Origin of the sequence: Marinospirillum alkaliphilum DSM 21637, from assembly GCF_900119735.1 — a bacterium.
GTDB lineage: Bacteria > Pseudomonadota > Gammaproteobacteria > Pseudomonadales > Halomonadaceae > Marinospirillum > Marinospirillum alkaliphilum.
In genome coordinates this window covers 23,884-41,690 of sequence record NZ_FPJW01000003.1, presented here as the reverse complement: position 1 = coordinate 41,690, position 17,807 = coordinate 23,884, and the positions used below count along the sequence as shown (strand labels likewise).

Sequence of the window (17,807 nt, the reverse complement as noted above, 5' to 3'; positions counted from 1 at the left end):
TTGTTCGGAGTCAGATCATGTCCAGAAAGTCTCAGGAAGAAAAAAACAAGTCCATCGCGCTGGTGGCTTCGATCATGTTTATTCTGGCGTTTGCCGTGGTGGGTTACATCTTCTTCAAGAACTTCATGGTTAACCCTGAAGCCATGCGCCTGCGTGAAGGGCACCGGGATGAGGACTATTGTCGGATGGTGAAACTCTACATTGAAAGCAACGGACGGGAAGGTTGGCGGGATTTCCGCAACATCTACTTTAAGGATTGCCTCAACCAGCAGTAATTTGGCAGTGTACGACCTGTAACTGCAAGGTCACCTGATTGCGAAAATGATTTTCTTCCAGCCGGTAGGCCAGTCTAACCTGATCACCGATACGAAAAGCCGGCGCAGCACCCGGCTGCAGTGCCCGGAACCAGATGGCCTTCAAGCTGATACGATCCTCCACCGGGCTGACATCCAATCGCAGGTGAGTCTGGTCATTGCCAATCACCTGCAGATTATCAATACGAAACAGCCCTTCAAACAGCGGCTCTTCAAACTCCCGACCATAAGGCTCCAGCCGTTTTAACAAACGGCAGGTGTCCAGTGACAGCAGGCGAGCTTCCAGCTCACCATCCGTGAATAACTGAGGCTGCAGCTCGCGTGCTCCCAACTGGAAACGCACACTCTTTTCCAGCGCCTGCTGAAAATCCACCAGGTGATGTTGCCACAATGTCAGACCGGCAGCGCCCTGATGCCCCCCAAAACGCACCAGCATACCGGGATGCAGGTCATCCACTCGCTGTAAGGCATCACGAATATGCAACCCCGGCACACTGCGCACTGAACCTGACAGATGCTGTGGCTCTCGACCCGGTGTCAACACCACGGCAGGACGCCCGTAACGCTCCACCAGCCTTGAAGCGACTATGCCTTGCACACCGGAATGACCGTCTTCCACGTAAGCCACCAGACTCTGGTGTCCGGCAGCCACCTGCTCCGCCGCAGCTTTCAGCGCATCCTGCACCATGGTCGCCTCCACAATCCGGCGATCCTGATTGTCACTGTCCAGCAACTGCAGCTGATAAGCCGCTGCTTCCTGCTGTTCGGCCAACAGATAATGCAGTGCAGCATAGGGGTCAGCCATGCGTGAGCGGGCATTGATGCGTGGCCCGAGCTGAAATCCCAGGGTGGTGGCAGTAAAGCTGCGGTGACGATCACCCATGAACTGACGATAAGCCTGCCAGCAGGGTGCATCGGAAGCATTCATCAACTCCAGACCGGCACGAATCAGTGCCCGATTGATCGGACTGCCGCCCAGCGACACACAGTCGGCCACCGTACCCAGTGCCACAAAAGGCAAGAGTGCAGACAGCTTGGGAGTGGCCGCAGGTAACACGCCCGTGGTCACCAGATGATTGCGCAGTGCTGACATCAATAGCCAGGACACCGCACAACCCGCCAGGGTTTTGTCTGGATAAGGGCAGTCCTTACGGGTGGGGTTGATCACTGCCAACGCAGAAGGCGGTGGGCCTTCCACCGGCAAGGCATGATGATCGGTGACAATCACATCAATGCCTGCAGCTTTCAAACGGGCCAGCCGTGGTTCATCTGAAGAGCCACCGTCGGCCGTGATAATCAATGTCGGCAGGGGGTCACTGGCCAGAATACGATCCACCAATGGATCACTGACACCATAACCATCCACCATGCGATGCCCGATCAGGCTACTGATGCGCTCAGCAGGCAGGTCGCAGGTTTCGGTCAGGGTTCGGTAAATCACCACATGCGAGGTGATGCCATCCACATCATAATCTGTGAGGATGCCAATGCGTTCTTGCCGGTGGATGGCCAGCGCCAGGCGCTCAACCGCAAGGGGCAGATCAGCCAGATGTTCGGGAGCAATCAGATGGTTCAGCCCCGGTTCAATCAGGGCAGAAGGGGAAACACTCACTTGCTGCAGGCGACCTGCAAGAATACGAGCCAACAGCGGGTGCACACCTTCGGCCAACGCCTGTTGATACAGCCCCTGATTTAAAGGGCGCTGTATCAACCGGGGTTTGGCATTTGCCTCAGTAGACACGGGCGAGCCGTTGGCTGGCGTCAGGCAGAAGCCGCCTGGTTTTCAGCAACATGCCGTTGAATGGCAGCAAGCTCCGCAGGCAACACGGTGTAACGTTCTTCACGCTGCAGCAGATCACTCATGTGTGGCGGCAAGGCAGCGCCCTGGGCAAAACCGGCCTTGATCACAGCTTCTTCAAACTTGGCCGGATGCGCCGTCGCCAGGGTGATCACCGGAGTGGCGGCATCACGGGCACACTGCTCAGTGGCCAGATAACCGGTCGCTGTATGTGGATCCAGCAGTTCTCCGGTACGCTGATAGGCATCCGCAATGACCTTGAGGATGGTGGCATCATCCACCGCCAGGCTGTCGAACAGTTCGCGTGCCTTGCTCCAGGCCCCGGCATCCAGTTGTGTTGGCTGCTGCTGGAAGCTTTCCAGCAGTGCCGCAACACCGGCACCATCCTGCTGGTAAAGATCAAACAGCAAGCGCTCAAAGTTGGAAGACACCACGATATCCATCGAGGGCGCCAGGGTTGGCAGCAGGGTTTTCTTGCTGAAATCGTTGTCATGCAGGGTGCGGTGCAGGATGTCGTTGGCATTGGTGGCCACAATCAGCTGCTTGATGGGCAATCCCATCTTGCGCGCCACATACCCGGCAAACACATCACCGAAGTTGGCAGACGGCACACTGAACGCCACTTCACGATGCGGCGCACCCACGGCCACGGCACTGGTGAAGTAATAAACAATCTGGGCCATGATGCGCGCCCAGTTGATCGAGTTGACCGCAATCAGGCGCTTGCCCTGCAGGAAAGACTGGTCGGCAAAGCTGGCCTTGACCATCGCCTGGCAGTCATCAAAGTTACCTTCCACGGCAATGTTGTGCACATTCGGGGCCAGCACAGTGGTCATCTGGCGACGCTGCACTTCAGACACCCGGTTGAAGGGGTGCAGGATAAAAATATCCACATGCTGACAGGGTTTGCAACCTTCAATGGCGGCGGAACCTGTGTCACCCGAGGTGGCCCCCATGATCACACCTTTTTCGCCACGCTTGCCCAGGAAGTGATCCAGCAAACGGCCCAGCAGCTGCAGAGCTATGTCTTTAAATGCCAGAGTCGGTCCATGGAACAGCTCCAGCAGGAAGTGATTGCTGTTCAGCTGTTTGATCGGAGCTACGGCATCATGACTGAAACTGGCATAGGTGGCCTTCAGCATGTCGCGGAAGGTCTGCTCATCAATGCAGTCACCGATGTAGGGGCGCATCACCCGGAAAGCCACTTCGTGGTAAGGCAGACCGGCCAGAGCTGCAATCTCGTCATGGCTCAGCTGCGGAAAGCTTTCCGGTACATACAGGCCGCCATCGGTCGCCAGACCGGTCAGGACTACTTCTTCAAAATTCAGGGCGGGGGCTTGCCCGCGGGTGCTGATATAACGCACGGTTCTGATCTCGCTGTAATTTATTGATCGTTCAGGCTTTCAACACGAATACGCATCACACCACCGGCGATATCCGACAAGGACTCCAACTGGCGGATCACTTCATTCATGGCCGCTTCACGGGTACGGTGCGTCAGCAGAATGATCGGCACCAGTTCACCCTCAGAGACATCCTTCTGAATGATGGCTTCAATACTGATGCCCTGCTCACTCAGAATGGTGGCCACACGCGCCAGCACACCAGGGCGATCCACTGCCAGCAGGCGCAGGTAATAGGCGGTTTCAATGTCTTCCATCGGCAGCACTGGCAGGTCATCCGCCTGTTCAGCAAAAGCCAGGTAAGGTACGCGGGATTCCTGATCCGAGCCCATGGCACGCGCCACATCCACCAGATCGGCAATCACTGCTGAAGCGGTTGGTTCGGCACCGGCACCGGCACCGTAATAGAGGGTTGGTCCCACAGCATCACCGTGAACCATCACCGCATTTTTAACACCGTGCACATTCGCCAGCAGACGATCTTTCGGGATCAGGGTTGGATGAACGCGCAGCTCCAGACCATTTTCGGTGCGACGGGTGATGCCCAGGTGTTTGATGTTGTAACCCAACTCTTCAGCATGACGGATATCTTCAATATCAATACGGCTGATGCCTTCAGTGTAAACCTTGTCAAAACTCAGCGGCACACCAAAAGCAATGGCCGACAGGATCGCCAGCTTGTGGGCCGCATCAATGCCTTCCACGTCAAAAGTAGGGTCCGCTTCGGCGTACCCCAAAGCCTGGGCTTCGGCCAGTACATCATCAAAACTACGACCAGCCTGCTGCATGTTGGTCAGGATGAAATTGCCAGTACCATTAATAATGCCGGCGACCCAGTTGATCTTGTTGGCCGTCAGGCCTTCGCGGATGGACTTGATGATCGGAATGCCACCGGCCACAGCAGCTTCAAAGGCCACAACCACACCGGCTTCACGAGCTGCCTGAAAAATCTCGTTGCCATGCACGGCTATCAGGGCTTTGTTGGCGGTCACCACATGTTTACCGGACTTGATGGCACGCATCACCAGTTCAAATGCAGCTTCATAACCACCGATCAGTTCCACCACCACATCAATTTCGGGATTCTCGGTCACTTCCAGCACATCCTGGCAGACATAAACACTGGATGTATCACAGGAAGGATTCAGATTACGGGTGGCGACCTGCTCCACCACAATGGGTCGACCTGCCCGCCGTGCAATTTCGCTGGCGTTGCGCTGCAGCACATTAAATACACCACCACCGACGGTTCCGAGGCCACATACGGCCACTTTCACAGGTTTCAAGTTGCTCTCCTTCAATTCATGCTGTCACAGAAAATTGATTGATCAGTATTACAGGCCCAGCTCACTGAGTAGACGCTGAGCAGGAACAAAACCGGGGATTAACTGGCCATCAGGCAATAAAATTGCCGGGGTGCCCTGGATGCCCTGGCGTCGTCCTAATTCATATTGTGCCGCCACGGGGTTGTCACAACTGGCTTCAGCAACACGTTGTCCGCCTTTGGCGCGATTCATGGCCTGTTGACGGTCGGCTGCACACCAGACATTCACCAACTGTTGAAAACCAGGACTCTGCTCACCCTGACGCGGGAAAGCCAGATAACGTACCTCAACACCCTGGCGGTTCAGCTCCGGAACCTGTTGGTGCAGGCGCACACAGTAGGGGCAGGTGATGTCAGTAAACACCTGCACGACAGCTCGGGTTTCACCGGTTGCCGGAAACACCACCTGTTCATTGGCAGGCACAGATTGAATGGCTTGCTGGCGTTGTTTACCACGCGCCTGCTCGGTCAAGTCCAGCAGCTGGCCATCATTGATTTCCAACAGGCTACCAGCAAAAAAATATCGCCCGGCTTCATGCACATAAAGCAGGTCACCAGTATTCAGCACAACCTCATGAAAACCCGCCAGCGGCGCCGCTTGTAGCGAAACAATACGAATGCGAGGATCCAGCTGCTGCAGTTGCTGCTCCAGCTCAGCTTTTGAATGCTTGTTATCTGCCAGCAGCGGCGAAGAAACCAGTAGCAGGACCAACAATGCCGACAACAAACTGCCGGTGAACATCAGACGCATAAAAACTCCGTGGTTGAAGCATTCAGTATGCCTTGCCACCCTTAAAAACACCATGATCAAAAACGCCAGGTTCGGATACCACAAATAAAAAACGGGCACCATCAGGCACCCGTTTTTTCATCACTGGCGGAACATCATGCTGCACAGCGGCAGATGCATGCTTAGGCCAGTTTTTCCTTGATACGTGCAGACTTGCCGGAACGATCGCGCAGGTAGTAAATCTTGGCCTTGCGAACGTCACCGCGACGCTTCACTTCAATGGAGTTAACCAGCGGGCTGTATACCTGGAAGGTACGCTCAACGCCTACACCGCTGGAGATTTTACGAACGGTGAAAGCGGAGTTCAGGCCGCGGTTACGCTTGCCGATTACCACACCTTCATAAGCCTGCAGACGCTCACGGTTGCCCTCTTTAACTTTTACTTGAACGACAACGGTGTCGCCCGGAGCAAAGTTAGGGACTTCTTTGTTCATTTGTTCGGCTTCAAGAGCCTGGATAATCAAGTTTTTGTTGCTCATTGCTGCTCGCTCCTAGACTAAGGCCGCTCGACTTGCGCCCTGGTAAGCGGGGCATCGTATTCGCGGATAAATTCTGCCAGTAAATCCTGCTGCTCCTGATTTAGCTGACGCCCGGCCAGCAAGTCAGGTCGTCGCAACCAGGTCCGACCCAGCGCCTGCTTGAGACGCCAGCGGCGTATTGCCTCATGGTTACCGCTCAGCAGTACCTCAGGCACACCCTGACCATCAATCACTTCAGGTCGCGTATAGTGCGGACAGTCCAACAAACCGGCTGCAAAAGAATCTTCCTCTGCAGACGCCTCATGCCCAAGGACTCCAGGCACCAGACGTGACACTGCATCAATCAGTGTCATGGCTGCCAGCTCACCGCCGCTGAGGACATAGTCACCAATGGACCACTCCTCATCGATTTCCGAGGCCACCAGGCGCTCATCAATTCCTTCATAACGGCCTGCAACCAGTATATGCCGATTGCGGGTCGCCAATGCTTCTACACCAGCCTGATCCAGCTTGCGCCCCTGAGGCGACAGGTAAATCACCTTGGCATCAGGGCCGGCTGCGGCCTTCGCTGCATGAATGGCTTCTCGCAGCGGAGCCACTTTCATCAGCATACCGGGGCCGCCACCATAGGGGCGATCATCCACCGTGCGATGCCGGTCAGTGGCAAAGTCACGCGGGTTCCAGAATTCAAACTCCAGCAACCCTTGTTTTACCGCCCGGGCTGTAACACCCTGACCAGTAATCGCTTCAAACATCTGTGGAAAGAGTGAAACCACACCAAACCACATACGCTCGGCACGCTCAGGTGCCTTCGCTTCAGAAGTCGGCATCCCAATCCACTTCCAGGCGCCCAGCTTCAAGATCCACCTGGCGTACCACTTCAGGCATGCGCCAGGGAATCAGACGATCTTCCTGGTCCAGGCTGCCTGTGCAGGGTTTGACCACCAGCACGTCATTGGCACCTGTTTCCAGCAAGTAATCAACCTTGCCGTAGAACTGCCCTTGCTGGTTGTAAACATCCAGACCAACCAGCTGACTCCAGTAGTACTCACCTTGCGGCAGGTCAGGTAACTCGGAGCGGGACAGTAGAATTTCTGCACCTGCCAGCAAACGTGCCGCTTCAGGTGTTTCAATTCCTTCCAACCGGGCAATTAACCCCTTGCCATGGCGTTTGCCATCAAGCTTGCGAAAATTGCGTCGCTGCCCGTTATGCAACACCTGCCATGAGGAGTATTTGAGCAGGTTTTCCATTGGATCGGTATAGGAGTACACCTTGACCCAACCCTTGACGCCGAAGATGCTGGTGATTTTTCCCAGCAATATTTCATCGCCTTGCCTGCTTTCAACCGGGTTGTTTTCCTGATTCTCAATCTGGCCGTTCATCTGGCCTTGTGTTGCTCCGCTCATGTGCATCACCTCGCTCATGGGCGAAATAGATCATCAGGGCTGCCTGGCAATCACTGCTGCTTGGCAGCTTCCTTGACCAGCTTGGCTACGCGATCAGACAGCTGCGCACCCTGGGAAACCCAGTGCTGCAGACGATCGGTATCAATGCGCAGACGTTCAGCGTTACCCTGGGCGATTGGGTTGAAGAAACCCAGACGTTCGATGTAACGACCGTCACGCGCATTGCGGGAATCAGTAACGTTTACGTGATAGAAAGGACGCTTTTTAGCGCCGCCACGAGCCAGACGAATGGTTACCATTGCAAGTCTTTCCTTTAAAGTATCCGGAAAAAGGCAGGGATGAGTCGACTCAGCCACTGCAATAAATTTTGCGACCAGGATGCCGCCCTGTCCGGGCAAAGCCACCCAAGCATCAAACACTGCTCAAAAGGCAAGGCACCCGAAAGGCGAAGTATTCTAATGGATAACTTCAGCCTTGGGAAGCTTTGGCCCGGATTTGACCCCTGATCGTTCAGGGTTGCGCTATTGTAGAGACCCTCACAACAAACGCAAGCGTGTACCGGGCTTTTTATCAGAAACGTGGCGGGAAGCCGCCACCACCCATGCCAAAAGGACCACCGCCACCACCCATACCTGGCGGCAACTGCCCTTGCATACCGCGCATCATGTTGGCAATGGCTCCCTTGTTGGTCATTTTTTTCATCATCTTCTGCATCTGCTTGTGCTGTTTAATCAGCCGGTTCAGATCCTGCAACTGGGTGCCTGAACCCTCACAGATGCGACGCTTACGTGAGCCATTCAGCAATTCCGGCTTCTGGCGCTCCCAGGGTGTCATCGAATTGATAATGGCCTCCATTTTAGCCATTTCTTTCATCGGCCCCTGCTGCTCAGCAATTTTTGCCAATCCACCCATACCGGGCAGTTTCTCCAGCATGTTGGACATACCGCCCATTTTTTTCATCTGCTGCAACTGCTCGCGGAAGTCTTCCAGGTCAAAGCCCTTGCCTTTCTTGACCTTGCTGGCCAGCTTGGCGGCTTTTTCCTTGTCCATGGTGCGCTCTGCTTCTTCTATTAAAGAAAGCAGGTCACCCATCCCAAGAATACGCGAAGCAATACGGTCTGGATGGAAGGGTTCCAATGCATCAACCTTTTCACCCATACCAATGAACTTGATTGGCTTGCCAGTCACCTGGCGCACAGAAAGGGCCGCACCACCACGTGCATCACCATCCGCTTTGGTCAATACCACGCCGGTCAGCGGCAGCGCTTCACCAAACGCCTTGGCGGTGTTGGCAGCATCCTGACCTGTCATGGCATCCACCACAAACAGGGTTTCACAAGGTTTTAACTGCGCATGAATGGCCTTGATTTCATCCATCATGGCGTCATCAACGTGCAGACGACCAGCGGTATCCACCAGCATCACATCATAAAACTTGATGCGTGCCTCGCGCTGCGCCGCTTCCAGAATCGCTACAGGCTTCTGATCCGGGGTGGCAGGGAAACAATCCACACCCACTTCAACAGCCAGGGTCTTTAACTGATCCATTGCCGCCGGGCGATAAACGTCCAGCGACACCACCAGCACTTTTTTCTTTTCCCGCTCGCGCAGATAACGCGCCAGCTTGGCAACCGTGGTGGTTTTACCCGCACCTTGCAAACCAGCCATCAATACAGCGGCAGGCTCACCTTTTAATTCCAGCCCGGCATGAGCAGAACCCATGGTCTCGGTTAAAGCTTCATTCACCAGCTTCAGGAATTGCTGACCCGGGTTCAGGGCTTTGGATACCTCCTGACCAACAGCACGCTCACGCACCTGCTCAACAAAACTTTTGACCACCGGCAAGGCAACATCGGCTTCCAGCAGCGCCATGCGTACTTCACGCAGCGTGTCCTTGATGTTGTCTTCCGTCAGTTTGGCATTACCGGAGATACTGCGCAGCGTCTGCGACAGGCGTTCACTTAAACTTTCAAACATGTCTCACCCTCATGACCAGGCATTTTGTCGCGATTATACCCCAGACAGCCTGTGGAATGGATGTCAAACGCACCGGAATCGGCTAGGATAGTCGGAATATTCTTTGTGGAGTGTATTAATCCCAGCATGGCTGCCTTTCTTCCTTTTACTTTGCTCGCTGCCGCCTTTTACCTTGCCGGCGCGTCCTGGGTCTGGCTAAGACTGGCCCGCAAGGTGCCGGAAAGAGCGATGCTGGTGCGCATGCTAGGGCTTGGTGCACTGCTCACCCATGGTTTTGCCCTGTATGGCCACCTTGGTTTACCCCTGGATTTAAACCTGGGCTTCCTGGAAGCGGCCTCCCTGGTCAGCTGGCTGATCTGTGCGTTTATCCTGCTATCCAGCCTGCGTCATCCCACCCTGAATCTGGCTGCAGCCCTGTTTCCGATGGCGGCACTACTGGGTATCCTGACTCATATCAGTAGTGGTGATGTGCGCATGCCACGCAGTGAAGATGGCCTGTTTTTCCATATCCTTGCGTCACTGTCTGCCTACAGCCTGTTTGCTCTGGCCAGTGTTCAGGCGCTGCTGCTGGCGATGCAGAACCACCAACTGAAACACCGCCATGTGCGTGGCCTGATCTCGGTGCTGCCACCCCTGCAAACCATGGAGCGGTTATTGTTTGATCTGCTGCTGGCCGGGCAGTTACTGTTGACGGTTGGCATTCTCAGTGGCTTTCTGTTTTTTGATGACATGTTTGCTCGCGGCCTGATGCATAAAACCCTGCTTTCAATGGCTGCCTGGCTGACTTTTGGGCTGTTACTGATCGGTCACTGGCGACTCGGTTGGCGAGGCATGACAGCCGTACGCTGGACACTGGGCGGCAGCCTGTTGTTGTTGCTGGCCTACTTTGGCAGCAAGTTTGTACTCCAGTTTATCCTTGGATGAGGTACTTCCTGTTTGGACACTGAACTTCCGCTGGGCCTGCTGCTGAGTCTGCTGGCCCTGCTGATTGCTTTCTCCGGCTTCTTCTCCGGTTCGGAAACCGGCATGATGTCGATCAACCGCTACCGCCTCAGCCATCGTGCCAAGCAGGGCGATCGCGCGGCCTTACGCATCAGTAGCCTGCTGAAGCGTCCGGATCGCCTACTGGGTGTGATCCTGATCGGCAACAACTTTGTGAATAACTTTGCCGCGGCGATTGCCACGGTCATTGCCATCCATTATCTGGGGGAAAGCCTGGGGCCGGTGGTGTCCACTTTTGTGCTGACCATTGTGGTACTGATTTTTGCCGAAGTGACCCCAAAAACCCTGGCCGCCCTGCACCCGGAAAAGTTTGCCCGTCCTGCGTCTTATGCCCTTTATCCACTATTAAAGCTGCTGTATCCACTGGTATGGCTGGTCAATCTGTTCAGCAATTTCCTGTTGCGCCTGCTGGGTGTCAGACCGGATGAACACAAACAGGACAATCTGACCTCGGAAGAATTGCGTACCGTGGTGAATGAAGCCGGCAGCCTGATTCCCAGTCGCCACCAGGCCATGTTGTTATCGATTCTGGATCTGGAAAAGATCACCGTGGATGACATCATGATTCCGCGCCAGGAAGTGAGTGGCATCGACCTGGAACAGGACATGGAGCAAATCCTGCAGCAACTGAAACACTCACAGCACACCCGCATCCCGGTTTACAAGGGCGACATCAACAATGTCATTGGTATCCTGCATCTGCGCGGCGCACTGCGCCTGATTGCATCGCCCAACCCCACCAAGGGCATGCTGATCCAGGAAACCCGTGAGCCCTACTTCATCCCTGAATCAACACCCCTGCAAACCCAGCTGCTGAATTTCCAGAAGGAAAAGCGCCGCATTGGCATTGTGGTGGACGAGTACGGTGATGTGCAGGGCCTGGTAACCCTGGAAGACATTCTTGAAGAAATTGTTGGCGAGTTCACCACTGATGTACCGCAGCATCAGGAAGACATTCAGCCACAGCAGGATGGCTCCTGGCTGATTGATGCCAGCGCCACCATCCGCGAAATCAACAAACAGCTGGATTGGGAACTGCCCACCCATGGCCCCAAAACCCTGAACGGACTGGTTCTCGAATATCTGGAATCCATCCCAGATGGCAATATCTGTGTGGCCTTTGACCACTACCGGATTGAAACCCTGGAAGTGAAGGAAAACCTGATCAAGGCCGTGCGCTGCTGGGAAGAAAAAACCGACCAGAAACGCCGCAAGCCGCGGCGCCGAACAGCTGACTGACTGAGCAGTAGCCAGCCAGCTGTTTTAACTTCAGATAAAGTGACCCAGACCCACCGCGCGCTTCAGGCGATCCAGAAAAGGTGTGGCTTCAGCACGCGCCTTTTCCGCGCCTTTACGCAACACCGCCTCAACATAAGCCGGGTCAGCCAGCAGGCGCTGGTATTCTTCCCGCGGGGCACGCAGCTGTTCATTCAGGTAGTCAAACAGCACACCTTTCATTTCACCCCAGCCAATGCCTGCGGCATAACGCTCACGCATTTCAGCCACTTCAGCAGCAGAAGCAAAAGCCGTGTAGATCTGGAACAGGGTGCAACCCTCGGTGTCTTTGGGTTCACCGGGCTCCAATGAGTTGGTCTTGATCTTGTTGATCAGCTTGCGGAATTTTTTCTCAGGCTCAAACAGTGGAATGGTGTTGTTGTAGCTTTTGCTCATCTTGCGACCGTCCAGGCCGTTCAGCACTGCCACCTGTTCATCCACCACGGCTTCCGGCAGGGCAAAAAACTCTTCGCCAAAAATATGGTTAAAACGCTGACCGATATCCCGCGCCATTTCAATATGCTGAATCTGGTCCCGACCCACCGGTACCTGAGTGGTGCCAAACTCACGTCCAGCCACCTGCTTCTGACTGAAGATCAGGATGTCCGCAGCCATCAGAATCGGATAGCTGTAAAGCCCCATGGTAATGCCTGCATCGGGATCACGATCACCGGCATCCAGGTTCTCCTGCACCGCAGCCTTGTAGGCATGAGCGCGATTCATCAAACCCTTGGCCGCCACACAGGTCAGCAACCAGGTCAGCTCAGGAATTTCCGGCACATCACTCTGACGATAAAAAATGGCATTGTCGGTATCCAGACCCAGCGCCAGCCAGGTGGCCGCAATTTCACGACGGGACTCTGCAACCCGATCCGGCTCATGGCATTTGATCAGTGCATGAAAGTCGGCCAGAAAATAATAGGACTGCACCTGCGGATCACGACTGGCCGTAATCGCCGGACGAATGGCGCCGACATAGTTACCCAGATGGGGAGTACCGGTCGTGGTAATACCGGTCAGAACACGTGTTTTGTTCATGGATCACTCTTATTGTTAATGGACCTCAAGGACGAGGGCGCAGCGCATTCAAATAACGCAGACTATTTTCAACATAGTGAGCCGCACTGGCTTCCAGCCGGGCTTTTTCATCCACCCGCAGCTCACGTTTGATCTTGCCCGGCGAACCCACCACCAGCGAACCATCCGGGACCACCATGCCTTCGGGAATCAGGGTATTGGCACCAATCAGGCAATAACGGCCAATACGAGCACCATTCAGTACCACGGCATTCATGCCAATCAGGCTGTAATCACCGATTTCACAACCATGCAACATGACCTTGTGGCCAATGGTGACACCCTTGCCGATAACAACAGGAAAACCAACATCGGTGTGCAGGATGCTGCCATCCTGCACATTACTCTGCTCACCGATGGTGATCGGATCATTGTCACCCCGAGCCACCACATTAAACCAGACACTGGCCTGTTCATGGACTTGCACACTGCCAATCAGGGTGGCGTTGGGTGCAATAAAAATCTCTGAACCGAGTAAGGCAACTCGGCGGTCTTCTAGGTCATAAAGCATGGATGAGGTCCCCGGTTATTATTATGGCATTCCGGTCCAGCCTGGTTACAGCGGACTTTATCTGGGTGGAAAGGGTCGCACCGGACGCTGTACCAACCGGCCTGATGGCTGTTGATGCAGGTCGATGTCCATATTAAACCCGACCCGTAAAAGTTCAACCAGCATCATCGATGAAAGCCCCCAGATGGTGAATTCACCAAAAGGGTAACTGGGCACATAAAAGGTGGTGTCAGCCACCTGAATCACATCCGTATGGCTACGAGGATCTTCCAGCAGCCAACGCACCGGCACCCGGAAAATGGCATCCAGTTCTGCTTCGCAGGGTTGCAGTTCAATTGATTCCGGTACCAATCCCACCCAGGGCGTAACCTTGATGCCATGCAGCGAGACCAGGTCACTCAGAGGACCCAGCAGCTGTACTTGGTCAGGCTGCAGACCGGTTTCTTCCTGGGCTTCCCGCAAGGCAGTTGCTGCCAGATTGGCATCTTCAGGATCTCGTTTACCACCGGGAAAGGCCACCTGCCCACTGTGAGTGTTCAGGTGATCTGCACGCCGGGTCATGATGATGGAGGGTTCAGCACCATCGGTTACCGGAATCAGCACTGCCGCTTCCGGTAACTTCCAGTGCAGTCGCTGCGGCTGGAAGTTTTTCAGTGCTGTTGCCAGTTGGTTCAACATCAGCGTTCTGCCTGTGACTGACGATCCAGTTTTGCTTCAATACGATCCATCTGGCTGCGCATCTGTTCCATATTTTCACGCATCCAGTGAATCTCTGCTGCTTCACCTTCACCACTTTCAATTTCGTGCAGGGCACTTTCTTTCTGCATCACATCCAACACGATGCCGATCATCATGTTCAGAAACACAAAAGCAGTCAGAAAAATGAAGCTGATGAAATAGATCCAGCTGTAAGGGTAGTGCTCCATGGTCGGATAAAGCACTGCTGTGGCCCAACTTTCAAAGGTTGCCACCTGGAACAGGGTCAGCATTGCCAGGGCAATGTTGCCCCAGAGTTTTTCATCCACGTCATGGAACAGGAAGCTGCCCACTGCACCATAAATATAAAAGATGATGAACATCAACAGCGCCACATACCCCATGCGCGGCAGGGATTTCACCAGTGCCGACAACAGAATGCGCAACTCAGGAATCATCGACACCAGACGCAGCACCCGGAATACCCGCAGCAGCCGCGCCAGCAGCACCATTTCTGAATCATCAATGGGCATCAGGCTGGCAGTCACAATCAGAAAATCAAAGATGTTCCAGCCTTTGCGGAAAAAATTGATGAAGTGTTTTTCTGCTGCCAGCCGGATGATGATCTCCACCAGAAAGAACAGCGTAACCCCCCAGTCCAGCCAATAGATGATCTGTTCAAAACGACTCGACTCTTCATAGGTTTTGGCACCAATCAATAAGGCTGAAAACAGGATGATGCCAATTACCACTGATTCAAACAATTTGTTGGCGCGCAGGGCTTCCAGCTGATCGCGCCAGCGGGATGCGGTCTGGTTCATGTGCGGGGACTCTCCGGAAAAAAAAGCGATTATCGATGATTTACAGCAGACAGCCCAGAGAAATGGTGGCAAGTTTTGAAGGTTTCAAGCAAAAAAAGAGGCCATCCCTGGCCTCTGATTTCAACACCTGCTACTGATCAAGGCAGCGCAGGGATGCTGACATCCGGCATCTCACCAGTCAGGGAGTGCAGGAAGGCAACAATGTCATCCACAGTACGCTTGTTGAACTCACGACCCAACATTTCACGACCCATCACCTGCACTGCTTCACCCAGAGTGGCAGTGCCACCGTTGTTGAAGTAGGGGTAGGTTACAGCCACGTTACGCAGGGTTGGAGTCTTGAAGCGGTGACGATCCGCTTCATCACCAGTCACCGCGAAACGACCAACATCAGTCGAACCAGGTACCTTGATGGCGTGGAAATTGCTGTCAGTCAGCGCTGGGCCAGAGTGGCAGGCCAGACAGCCGTTATCAGCAAAGGCAGCCATGCCCCGCTTCTGCTGATCGGTCAGCGCACTCAGGTCACCCTGCAGGTAGCGGTCAAAAGGCGAGTTGGGGGTATTCAAAGTACGCTGGAAGCTAGCCAGTGCTTTGGCCACGTTCGCTTCGGTAATTTGACGCTCACCATTTCCACCAAAAGCGGCAGCAAAGGCTTTTTTGTACTCATCAAACTCTTTCAGACGAGCAATGGCCTGTTCCAACGGCATATTCATTTCAATGCCGGCTTCAATCGGGCCTAAAGCCTGCTCTTCCAGTGTTGCAGCACGACCATCCCAGAATTGAGCACCAAAAAAGCCGGAGTTCAGTACGGTTGGAGTGTTACGGTCACCCACCTGGCCATCGTGACCGGTGGCACGCGGAATGCGGTCACTCCAGCCCAGCGCCGGGTTGTGGCAAGTGGCACAACTGATGACACCACTGGCAGAAATGCGTGGTTCAAAGAACAGCATTTTGCCCAGCTCAACCTTGGCAGGGGTCAGGCTGTTATTGCCAGGGATCGGCGCAATGGCAGGCAGTGGCTCAAACATCGGAGCATACTTGCTGTGGAAGTTGTCGCCAGCCAGTGCGCTACCACTAACAGCCAACAGGCCTGCAGCACCAAAGATCGGCAACATTTTGCTGATGCGATGAGTCCAGTTCATAGGAGTCTCCTCATGTGATTGGTCGTTCGCCCTAGTACCATGGTTTTTAGCTATCGACCTATTAGTTTAAATTTATCAATAACTTAGCGATAAATTCAAAGGTACTGATGTCAGAGTAGAGCTAGCTGATGACGAGTTCAATCTGTTCTGACGACAAACCCTTGACACCTGTCAAGGGTTTGTCCGATTGTGCAACCTTTAATGGGGTTTACTGCTCACCAGGGAGTTTGACCATGACCCGTTGGCGTTACCCGGCCATTCCGGAACACGAAATCACCCCGGAGCCGCTTTATCACCATCGCCGCCAATTTATGAAACAGGCCGCCGGACTAGCCATCACCGCCGCTGCCTTGCCCACTGGCCTGGCGGCGGCTGCACCACAACCCAGCGATCAGTGGCGTGATGCCTTGGCACAGGCACCTGCCAGCCAGCTATCCACCGATGAAACACTGACGGATGAACGCACCATCACCAGTTACAACAACTTCTTTGAGTTCGGCACACGTAAACGCGATCCATCCGACTGGGGGCACTATCTGCAAACCGATCCCTGGGCCATCAAGGTGGAAGGGGAAGTAGCCAGACCCGGCCTTTATGACCTGAACAAACTGGTACGCCCGGACTGGCTGGAGGAACGCATTTACCGACTGCGCTGTGTGGAAGCCTGGTCAATGGTGATTCCCTGGACAGGATTTCAGCTCAGTCATCTGATTGAGCAGTTGCAACCCACCTCCAAAGCAAAATACCTGGTGTTTGAAACCCTTTATGATCCACAGCAGTTCCCCGGTCAGCGCCGTGAAACCCTTCGCTGGCCCTACACCGAGGGACTGCGCATGGATGAGGCCATGCACCCGCTGACGATCATGGCGGTGGGCCTGTATGGCAAACCCCTGCCCAACCAGAATGGTGCTCCAATCCGGCTGGTGGTGCCGTGGAAATATGGTTTCAAGAGCATCAAGTCGATTGTCACCCTGCGTTTTCAGGAGCAGCAACCGGTGTCCAGCTGGCAGCAGATGGCACCGGCTGAATATGGCTTTTATGCCAATGTGAATCCAGGCGTCAGCCACCCACGCTGGTCCCAGGCCACCGAGCGTCGGCTGGGTGAATCTGGCCGACGAAAAACCCTGATGTTCAACGGTTATACCGAACAGGTTGCCGGGCTCTATCAGGGCATGGATCTGGAGCAGTTTTACTGATGCCCCTGCTCTGGTTTCGGCTAGTGGTGCCATTGATTGGTCTGGCACCCCTCTTCTGGATTGGCTGGCTCTATCAGCAGGATGAGCTGGGTATTTTTCCCGAGGAAACCCTGTTGCACATCACCGGCCACTCCGGCTTGATGCTGCTGTTACTGACCATCAGTTGGGGCATGCTGCGACGCTTTACCGGCTGGGTGGGATTTATTGCCACCCGGCGGCAATTGGGGCTTTGGGCTTTCTGGTGGTTACTGGCGCATGCCAGTATCTGGGCAGGCTGGGATCAGGGCTGGAACTTTGACTGGATCTGGCGTGAAATGTCTGAGCTGTTGCACCTGCAACTGGGGCTGACGGCCCTGTTGGTGCTGTTGTTACTGGCTGCCACCTCACCCACCCGCATCCGTCTGGCCATGCCGGGGCTGATCTGGCACAGCCTGCACCGCCTGGTGTATGTGGCCACAGCACTGGGAGTGTGGCACCTGTGGATCATCACCCGGCTGGATTACCGGCTGGTGATGGCTTATGCCCTGCTGCTGGCAAGCCTGTTGCTGCTGCGACTGATCTTTTTAAAACCACCCACTCCCTCCTGAGCCGGTTT

At 54.6% G+C, this 17,807-nt stretch carries 19 protein-coding genes; 5 read left to right on the top strand and 14 right to left on the bottom strand.

Annotated features, from left to right (window positions below; genetic code table 11):
- The first annotated feature begins 17 nt into the window (after positions 1 to 17).
- Positions 18 to 275 (top strand): hypothetical protein, encoded by a 258-nt coding sequence (locus tag BT114_RS05555; RefSeq protein WP_143142772.1) that lies wholly within the window; start codon positions 18 to 20, stop codon positions 273 to 275.
- Here BT114_RS05555 and recJ read toward each other — a convergent pair.
- From recJ to ffh, 9 genes are all read right to left on the bottom strand, one after another.
- Positions 262 to 2,055 carry a single-stranded-DNA-specific exonuclease RecJ gene (recJ, locus tag BT114_RS05550; RefSeq protein ID WP_072325365.1) on the bottom strand — a complete coding sequence of 598 codons (1,794 nt, stop codon included), beginning with the start codon at positions 2,053 to 2,055 and terminating at the stop codon, positions 262 to 264. The genes BT114_RS05555 and recJ overlap by 14 nt on opposite strands.
- 20 nt (positions 2,056 to 2,075) lie before the next feature.
- Positions 2,076 to 3,476, bottom strand: a complete 1,401-nt coding sequence (gene thrC / locus BT114_RS05545) for a threonine synthase (RefSeq protein ID WP_072325364.1) — start codon at positions 3,474 to 3,476, stop codon at positions 2,076 to 2,078.
- A 20-nt stretch (positions 3,477 to 3,496) separates the two neighbouring features.
- Positions 3,497 to 4,801 carry a homoserine dehydrogenase gene (locus BT114_RS05540; protein ID WP_072325363.1) on the bottom strand — a complete coding sequence of 435 codons (1,305 nt, stop codon included), beginning with the start codon at positions 4,799 to 4,801 and terminating at the stop codon, positions 3,497 to 3,499.
- Positions 4,802 to 4,849: 48 nt separating this feature from the next.
- Positions 4,850 to 5,590: a thioredoxin fold domain-containing protein gene (locus BT114_RS05535; protein ID WP_072325362.1), complete on the bottom strand. Its 741-nt coding sequence runs from the start codon at positions 5,588 to 5,590 to the stop codon at positions 4,850 to 4,852.
- 161 nt (positions 5,591 to 5,751) lie between these two features.
- The gene (gene rplS, locus BT114_RS05530; RefSeq protein WP_072325361.1) at positions 5,752 to 6,108 is read right to left on the bottom strand and encodes a 50S ribosomal protein L19; all 357 of its coding nucleotides are present in this window, start codon (positions 6,106 to 6,108) and stop codon (positions 5,752 to 5,754) included.
- Positions 6,109 to 6,125: 17 nt separating this feature from the next.
- On the bottom strand, positions 6,126 to 6,896 hold the full coding sequence (trmD, locus tag BT114_RS05525) for a tRNA (guanosine(37)-N1)-methyltransferase TrmD (RefSeq protein ID WP_072325597.1): 771 nt from the start codon (positions 6,894 to 6,896) through the stop codon (positions 6,126 to 6,128).
- 28 nt (positions 6,897 to 6,924) lie between these two features.
- Positions 6,925 to 7,515, bottom strand: a complete 591-nt coding sequence (gene rimM / locus BT114_RS05520; protein WP_245770397.1) for a ribosome maturation factor RimM — start codon at positions 7,513 to 7,515, stop codon at positions 6,925 to 6,927.
- 50 nt (positions 7,516 to 7,565) lie between these two features.
- Positions 7,566 to 7,814: a 30S ribosomal protein S16 gene (gene rpsP / locus BT114_RS05515; RefSeq protein ID WP_072325360.1), complete on the bottom strand. Its 249-nt coding sequence runs from the start codon at positions 7,812 to 7,814 to the stop codon at positions 7,566 to 7,568.
- 271 nt (positions 7,815 to 8,085) lie between these two features.
- Positions 8,086 to 9,492 carry a signal recognition particle protein gene (gene ffh / locus BT114_RS05510; protein WP_072325359.1) on the bottom strand — a complete coding sequence of 469 codons (1,407 nt, stop codon included), beginning with the start codon at positions 9,490 to 9,492 and terminating at the stop codon, positions 8,086 to 8,088.
- 105 nt (positions 9,493 to 9,597) lie between these two features.
- On the opposite strand from ffh, the gene BT114_RS05505 reads away from it, so the two are divergent.
- Both BT114_RS05505 and BT114_RS05500 read left to right on the top strand, forming a co-directional pair.
- Positions 9,598 to 10,416: a cytochrome C assembly family protein gene (locus tag BT114_RS05505; protein WP_245770396.1), complete on the top strand. Its 819-nt coding sequence runs from the start codon at positions 9,598 to 9,600 to the stop codon at positions 10,414 to 10,416.
- 12 nt (positions 10,417 to 10,428) lie between these two features.
- A complete protein-coding gene (locus tag BT114_RS05500) occupies positions 10,429 to 11,733 on the top strand; it encodes an HlyC/CorC family transporter (RefSeq protein WP_072325357.1) in 1,305 nt (434 codons plus the stop codon).
- Positions 11,734 to 11,763: 30 nt separating this feature from the next.
- Here the strand turns inward: BT114_RS05500 and trpS are convergent, their stop codons facing one another.
- The 5 genes from trpS to BT114_RS05475 form a co-directional block, all read right to left on the bottom strand.
- Complete coding sequence (gene trpS, locus BT114_RS05495) at positions 11,764 to 12,807, bottom strand: tryptophan--tRNA ligase (protein ID WP_072325356.1); 1,044 nt, start codon at positions 12,805 to 12,807, stop codon at positions 11,764 to 11,766.
- Between the two features lie 25 nt (positions 12,808 to 12,832).
- Positions 12,833 to 13,357: a gamma carbonic anhydrase family protein gene (locus BT114_RS05490; RefSeq protein ID WP_072325355.1), complete on the bottom strand. Its 525-nt coding sequence runs from the start codon at positions 13,355 to 13,357 to the stop codon at positions 12,833 to 12,835.
- A gap of 57 nt (positions 13,358 to 13,414) precedes the next feature.
- Positions 13,415 to 14,035, bottom strand: a complete 621-nt coding sequence (locus tag BT114_RS05485; protein WP_072325354.1) for a CoA pyrophosphatase — start codon at positions 14,033 to 14,035, stop codon at positions 13,415 to 13,417.
- A complete protein-coding gene (locus BT114_RS05480) occupies positions 14,035 to 14,874 on the bottom strand; it encodes an ion transporter (RefSeq protein ID WP_072325353.1) in 840 nt (279 codons plus the stop codon). Before BT114_RS05480 ends, BT114_RS05485 begins: the two co-directional genes overlap by 1 nt.
- 137 nt (positions 14,875 to 15,011) lie before the next feature.
- A complete protein-coding gene (locus BT114_RS05475) occupies positions 15,012 to 16,016 on the bottom strand; it encodes a cytochrome-c peroxidase (RefSeq protein ID WP_084661952.1) in 1,005 nt (334 codons plus the stop codon).
- A gap of 233 nt (positions 16,017 to 16,249) precedes the next feature.
- On the opposite strand from BT114_RS05475, the gene msrP reads away from it, so the two are divergent.
- A complete protein-coding gene (gene msrP, locus BT114_RS05470; RefSeq protein ID WP_072325352.1) occupies positions 16,250 to 17,212 on the top strand; it encodes a protein-methionine-sulfoxide reductase catalytic subunit MsrP in 963 nt (320 codons plus the stop codon).
- Positions 17,212 to 17,799: a ferric reductase-like transmembrane domain-containing protein gene (locus BT114_RS05465; protein WP_072325351.1), complete on the top strand. Its 588-nt coding sequence runs from the start codon at positions 17,212 to 17,214 to the stop codon at positions 17,797 to 17,799. The genes msrP and BT114_RS05465 overlap by 1 nt, the downstream gene beginning before the upstream one ends.
- Positions 17,800 to 17,807: the final 8 nt, after the last annotated feature.